The sequence below is a fragment of the Oceanobacillus polygoni genome (genome assembly GCF_008304605.1).
GTDB lineage: Bacteria > Bacillota > Bacilli > Bacillales > Amphibacillaceae > Oceanobacillus > Oceanobacillus polygoni.
The window spans coordinates 105,970-112,152 of the sequence record NZ_PIJY01000041.1 but is presented as its reverse complement, the minus strand read 5'-3'; the positions used below and the strand labels follow the sequence as shown (position 1 = coordinate 112,152).

7 protein-coding genes are annotated in these 6,183 nt (G+C 34.9%); all 7 read left to right on the top strand.

Annotated features, from left to right (window positions below; translation table 11 throughout):
* Window positions 1-224 (top strand): orotidine 5'-phosphate decarboxylase / HUMPS family protein (locus tag F1560_RS18585; protein ID WP_187773773.1); only part of this gene is annotated, 224 nt, incomplete at its 5' end.
* Window positions 225-762: 538 nt separating this feature from the next.
* The gene (locus tag F1560_RS18580) at window positions 763-1,530 is read left to right on the top strand and encodes a hypothetical protein (protein ID WP_149476135.1); all 768 of its coding nucleotides are present in this window, start codon (window positions 763-765) and stop codon (window positions 1,528-1,530) included.
* Between the two features lie 377 nt (window positions 1,531-1,907).
* Entirely contained in the window at window positions 1,908-2,033 is a 126-nt protein-coding gene (locus F1560_RS22610) for a hypothetical protein (protein WP_275955865.1), read from the top strand.
* A 272-nt stretch (window positions 2,034-2,305) separates the two neighbouring features.
* Window positions 2,306-3,475 (top strand): MFS transporter, encoded by a 1,170-nt coding sequence (locus tag F1560_RS18575; RefSeq protein ID WP_149476134.1) that lies wholly within the window; start codon window positions 2,306-2,308, stop codon window positions 3,473-3,475.
* Between the two features lie 415 nt (window positions 3,476-3,890).
* A complete protein-coding gene (gene hxlA / locus F1560_RS18570) occupies window positions 3,891-4,535 on the top strand; it encodes a 3-hexulose-6-phosphate synthase (protein ID WP_149476133.1) in 645 nt (214 codons plus the stop codon).
* 315 nt (window positions 4,536-4,850) lie between these two features.
* Window positions 4,851-5,513 (top strand): ribulose-phosphate 3-epimerase, encoded by a 663-nt coding sequence (gene rpe / locus F1560_RS18565; RefSeq protein WP_149476182.1) that lies wholly within the window; start codon window positions 4,851-4,853, stop codon window positions 5,511-5,513.
* A gap of 352 nt (window positions 5,514-5,865) precedes the next feature.
* Window positions 5,866-6,183: orotidine 5'-phosphate decarboxylase / HUMPS family protein (locus F1560_RS18560; protein WP_187773772.1), on the top strand; the 318-nt coding region annotated here is incomplete at its 3' end.

The following is a 6,183-nucleotide window of genomic DNA, read 5'->3' as shown; positions in this document are numbered from 1 at the left end:
AGGCAGAAGGTAAAAACTCTTTTAAAGATCTAGAAACAATTAAAAGTGTAGTAAAGAATGCCAAAACAGCTATTGCAGGTGGCATTAAATTGGAAACGTTGCCAGAAGTATTGAAATCACAACCTGACCTAGTTATCGTTGGTGGCGGTATTGCTAACAAAGATGACAAAAAAGGTGCAGCTGCTGCAATTAAAAATCTAATGAAACAAGAAACACTAGCATAAATACAGCTACCTATTTGATTATTTAAATACTAGTATTTTTTATTACTAATTAACTGATTTTTTAAAAGATATATAACTTAGATAATTTTTATAAAGTGATTTCAAAAGTAATAAGTCTACGAGGAAGCATTTTATAGTGATGATATATACTCTATAAAATGTTTGCTCCAAATCCTTATATTCTAATAGAATTTGAGTAATTTTAACATGTAAGCGGAAACAAATGGTAATAAGGTATAAAGACAACTAAAAATTAAAAATCAAACATTTATAGAGGTGATCTACTCCATAAATTTTATTTACACCTATTAAATTCCGAATATTGAGATTACATTTACAGGGATTTATACCTTTTTCTGGATAACAAAGGAAATAGGTTTGCAAAGAATCGTACATCCATAAAATACCGAATATTTTAAACTTTTAAATTATAGTAAAATGTGCTATTGAGGATTCTGCTTATTATATCAAGGGGTTAAGAGTTGCAAGAGCTAAGTATCTATAAATCAAAATATTAAACTAAAAGGGAGTTTTGTATATGCATACCGTAAATTCAATGTGTTATAAGGATTATAAATTTGAAGTAGATGGTCGTAAGGCAGGCATAGATGATATATTTCCTGGTTTTAATCCCAACGATCGTATTGGTATCGTAACACGAACACCTGGAGGCAGCATGGGCGCAGGTAACTTAATTATGTCAGCATTGACAAGTTTCTATGATTTTTATCGCCCAGAACTAGGGGACGAGCCAGGGAAATTGCGGATATATCCTGAGTACTTTGTCTTTCATGTAGGACAACGTCATATGAACCATACAATGATGGATATATGGCCACCGCATAAAGATGTCATTGTTGAAGAAGATGATCCAGAAGAAATATTAGCGAGTATTAATGATCGTGGTATTACACGTTTAGTCGTTGAAGATATTACGCCTACTGAACCTACATTTTTAAGAGAAACAATTAGTAGTGCTAAACGTCGAATTGTTAGCGCTTTAGCATATAACCCAACTGGACGAGTAAATCAGGGAGACATAAAAGTTATGGGTTGTGCGGAGTCAGAGAAAAACATTCTTGCATCAATGAATATGTCGGAAGAGATAAGCGAAGAATTAAGAGCGCAGTTAAAAATTAATCGTGAGAATATTACTGTGGATAATTGTGTGGTAGAGACTTATCGTAGAATCGAACCAAGTCAAGCTGTTCATATGCTAACTGAATTTACTAAGGTTGGAAGCAAAACATCTAGCTATTTGGAAGTTTTAGAAAATAATGATAAGTATCTCACTAAATCTTGGTAAATTATAATCTTTATCAATGTGCTGTGCAGAATGGAAAGAAAACATCCATTTTTTTCGATAAGGCAGGTTTTCACTGGGGGCTTGGAGAACCGTCATCGACCAGAGCTTGATTTGAAGATCAGCAAGCATATCCTTGGTACCTTGTTCCTATTGCCTCTATATAACGATTTGTTTTTTGACAGCTAGGCGCGTTGGTTAGAAATTATTCAAGTAAAACACTTAAAAATGAAGGCACCGCTATCTCTTTTAAGGTAAACATACCAAAATAGCGATGCCTTCATAGTGCAATTTAATACACATTTAGAGTATTTTAATCTTCCTATCAACCGAGGTAATCTTGGATAAATTTCTCTCTTATGACCGATAGGTCGTCCAAAATGGTTGGAAACAGACCAAGTAAAGAGAAACTTGTATTTGCTCCAAGTATTAAAGCCATTGATTACATGGCGTTAGAGAGGCATCTTGGGATTTTAGGGGATCCTGATCCCATCGATGCTTTGTGAAAGCCTCTTATACAGATGTTTTTGAATGTTTCGAAAAAAGTGGTGTGCGCATATGTTCATGGAAGCATGTGCCTTACATGTTATACGAGATAACTATGAATAATCTTTTGTTTTCACCGTGGAAAATCATCTGGACCTCTTAAAAAGGGACCTTATCATCGTTTTAACACAGAGTCAGGCAGAAAGAAAAAAAGAAAATATAGGGTGGTATCTGCTTGAGATGTTTTAACGTCAAATGCAGCAATCGTTCTATAGAAACGGAGGTTTTGTTTATGAAATCAAAAACACTTATCTTTATTGGCCTTCCTATGATTGCGGTGACATACGGTTTGGCCAGGTTTAGTTATGGTTTAATGCTTCCTTATTTACGTGAGTCTTTGAATATCAGTCAATCTATGGCAGGCCTAATAGCGTCGTCTGCTTACTTATCCTACATTTTCGCGATTATCCTGGCGATGATTTATATGCAAAAAGTGGGACCACGTATGATAATCTTAATAGCAGGTGGAACTGCTGTTGTGGGAATGGCCATTATATCTATGGCCAATAGTGGAATTGTCCTTGCCATCGGTTTATTTATTGCCGGCCTAAGTTCAGGATTTGCTTCCCCTCCATATGCAGATGCGGTAAAAAAATGGATAGAGGTGAATAAGCAATCTCAAACCAATACGTGGGTAAATTCTGGTACAAGTTTGGGAACAGCTATAACAGGAATCGTTGTTATCTTCATGGTTAGCGATTGGAGACTGACGTATATTATATTTACAGTCTTAGCTATTCTTGTATGGATGTTTAATTATAAATACATTCCTAAAGAAAAGAATACGAACGTAAATAATAAGGCTCAAAAAATCCGTGTGAAGAAAAGTGAGCTTATTGAAGCAACTCCCTTAATCTTTGCTTCTACGCTATTAGGGGTTGCAATGGCTGGTTATTGGACTTTTTCGAGAGATTTGGTAAGTGGAATGGCAGGAGTTCCCGAATTTATAGTTCAAGGATTTTGGATTATTATTGGATTAGCAGGGATATTAGGGGGCTTCGCCGGAAGTATAAGTACTAAAATTGGGTTGACTTCCTCCTATTGGTTAGGTGTCATTGTTATAGGATCAGCTTCATTATTACTGGGGCTATATTCAAGCGCCATTCCTATTGCCTTATCAGCGATCGCCTTTGGAAGCTCGTATATATTTGTATGTGGTATTCTAATTCTTTGGGGAATCAATATTTTTAAAGAAGATCCTTCCATTGGGGTTGGCATATCCTATTTACTATTAACCGTAGGACAATTAATTGGGGCAGCATTAGGAGGAATGATTGCTGAAGCTCAAAGTTATGAGACTATGTTTATCATATTTGGCTTGATTACTTTGGCAGCGCTAATTTTCAAACCCAAAAAGCTAGTTGAATCGATTGAAACTGACGAACAATCAAAAGCGCTTTAAATTTTGACCCGATATCACTATTTATATTGATAGAAAGCTAAATTAAAAGTGAATAAACTTGGATAGTAAAAGAAGAAGCATGTAGATTAGCCAATACCCTTTTAGGTATTGGCTAATCTAATTTCCACAAATCTCTAGTTGTTTTTAATCAATTCAACTGAAAAATAATAAGACATCAAAATAGAAATGCCAGAAACCAATAGGATTATCAAAGGTTTCGATTTCTATGTTTCTTTTAGTACTGTAAAATTAAGGAGAAAGGAATGTTTTTAATATACTGTTACATTTTGTTATCTTCCTTTTTAACAGTATATTTTTACACACTATATGAAATTAAAGTGCGTACTTTTAATACTGAATGTTCTGTCTTACAATTGACGTAGGCACCAAATCATATTAAAGGAGTGGAGCGTTCATGGAATTACAATTAGCACTGGATTTAGTTAACACGGAGGAAGCGAAAAAAATAGTTGCAGAGGTACAGGATCATATTGACATCGTAGAAATTGGTACTCCAGTTGTTAAAATTGAAGGATTAAAAGCCGTAAAAGAAATTAAAGAAGCTTTTCCTCATTTACAAGTACTAGCAGACACAAAGACAATGGATGCAGCAGGGTACGAGGTATTGAAGGCATCTGAGGCTGGTGCTGATATCGTTACTATTTTAGGTGTTGCTGAAGATGTATCTATTAAGGGCGCTGTTGAAGAAGCGAAAAAACAAGGAAAGAAAATCCTTGTAGATTTAATTGCGGTAAAGGATATTAAGAAAAGAGCAAAAGAGCTGGATGCGTTTGGTGTAGACTACATTTGTGTACACACAGGCTATGACTTACAGGCAGAAGGTAAAAACTCCTTTAAAGATCTAGAAACAATTAAAAGTGTAGTAAAGAATGCAAAAACTGCTATTGCGGGTGGTATTAAATTAGAAACGTTGCCAGAAGTATTGAAGTCACAACCTGACCTAGTCATCGTTGGTGGGGGTATTGCTAACAAAGAAGACAAAAAGGCTGCAGCTGCTGCAATTCAGAACTTAATGAAACAAGCAATAGTTGCGAAATAGTAACACTTTATCTGGATAAATAACTGATTTTTAAAAATTTAATTTTTATTCACTAGAAGTAAGGGAAGTTTAACTTAACAGCAAATACAAGAAATATGATGTACTCCATATATTGTCCGAAAATACAATTTTGTACTTATTGAAAAGAGAATAAGTTAGATTTAAAGTAGACATTTGATAAAGTGGATCTATACTTAATGAAATGTCTACTTACACCCATTATAATCAGAAATTATAGTCAATAATAGAAAGCGCTTAGCGTAACTAAATATAATATCGTTTTGCGCTTGGAGCGGAGCGAAAGGAATGTTTAGCATGATTAAAATTGCACCCTCAATTCTATCAGCGAACTTTGCTCGCCTTGAAGAAGAAATAAAAGATGTTGAAAAAGGCGGGGCCGATTATATTCATATTGACGTTATGGACGGTCACTTTGTACCAAACATAACAATTGGTCCATTAATTGTCGAGGCAATTAGGCCTGTTACAAACTTGCCTTTAGATGTACATTTAATGATAGAAAATCCCGATCAGTATATTGAAACGTTCGGTAAAGCAGGTACTGATATCTTATCAGTCCATGTTGAAACTTGTACTCATCTCCATAGAACCATTCAACAAATTAAATCTGAAGGTATGAAAGCTGGGATCGTATTAAATCCTCATACCCCTACATCAATGATAAAGCATGTAATAGATGATGTTGATCTTGTACTACTGATGACAGTTAATCCAGGCTTTGGGGGACAGTCATTTATTCATTCTGTTCTACCGAAAATAAAAGAAATTGCTACTCTTGTACAAGAGAAAAACTTACAAGTTGAAATTGAAGTAGATGGTGGGGTGAATCCGGAAACAGCAGCACTCTGTATTGAAGCCGGAGCTAATGTTCTTGTAGCGGGTTCAGCGATCTATAATCAAAAAGATCGCGCTAGTGCAATTAAAGATATTCGAAATGAACATTTAATAATTAACTAGGTAATTAACCGTACCTGAATTTTGAGGGATTACTTAAAAGTAGCTATTAAATATCAACAAAACATCTCTTTTTGGAATATCAGTTATCATAACTGAACTAAATAAAGGGATGTTTTTTGTTGGAATCGATTCTTTCGTCGATTGCTTTGCATCTTACTTCCCACCTCTAATCTCGAGAAAGGCGAGACAGTGTCTTCTAAATATACCACCCCAGTCATTCCCTTGTAATTTTGACAGTATATTTTTAGACACTATATGAAATAAAAGTGCGTACTTTTATTACTGAATGTTCTAACATATAATTGAAGTAAGCATCATAACATATCAATCAAATTAAAGGAGTGGAGCGTTCATGGAATTACAATTAGCATTGGATTTAGTTAACACGGAGGAAGCGAAGGCAATAGTTGCAGAAGTACAGGATCATATTGATATCGTAGAAATTGGTACACCAGTTGTTAAAATTGAAGGATTAAAAGCCGTAAAAGAAATTAAAGAAGCTTTTCCTCATTTACAAGTACTAGCAGACACAAAGACAATGGATGCAGCAGGCTACGAGGTATTGAAGGCATCTGAGGCTGGTGCTGATATTGTTACTATTTTAGGGGTAGCTGAAGACGCATCAATCAAAGGTGCTGTTGAAGAAGCAAAAAAACAAGGAAAGAAAATT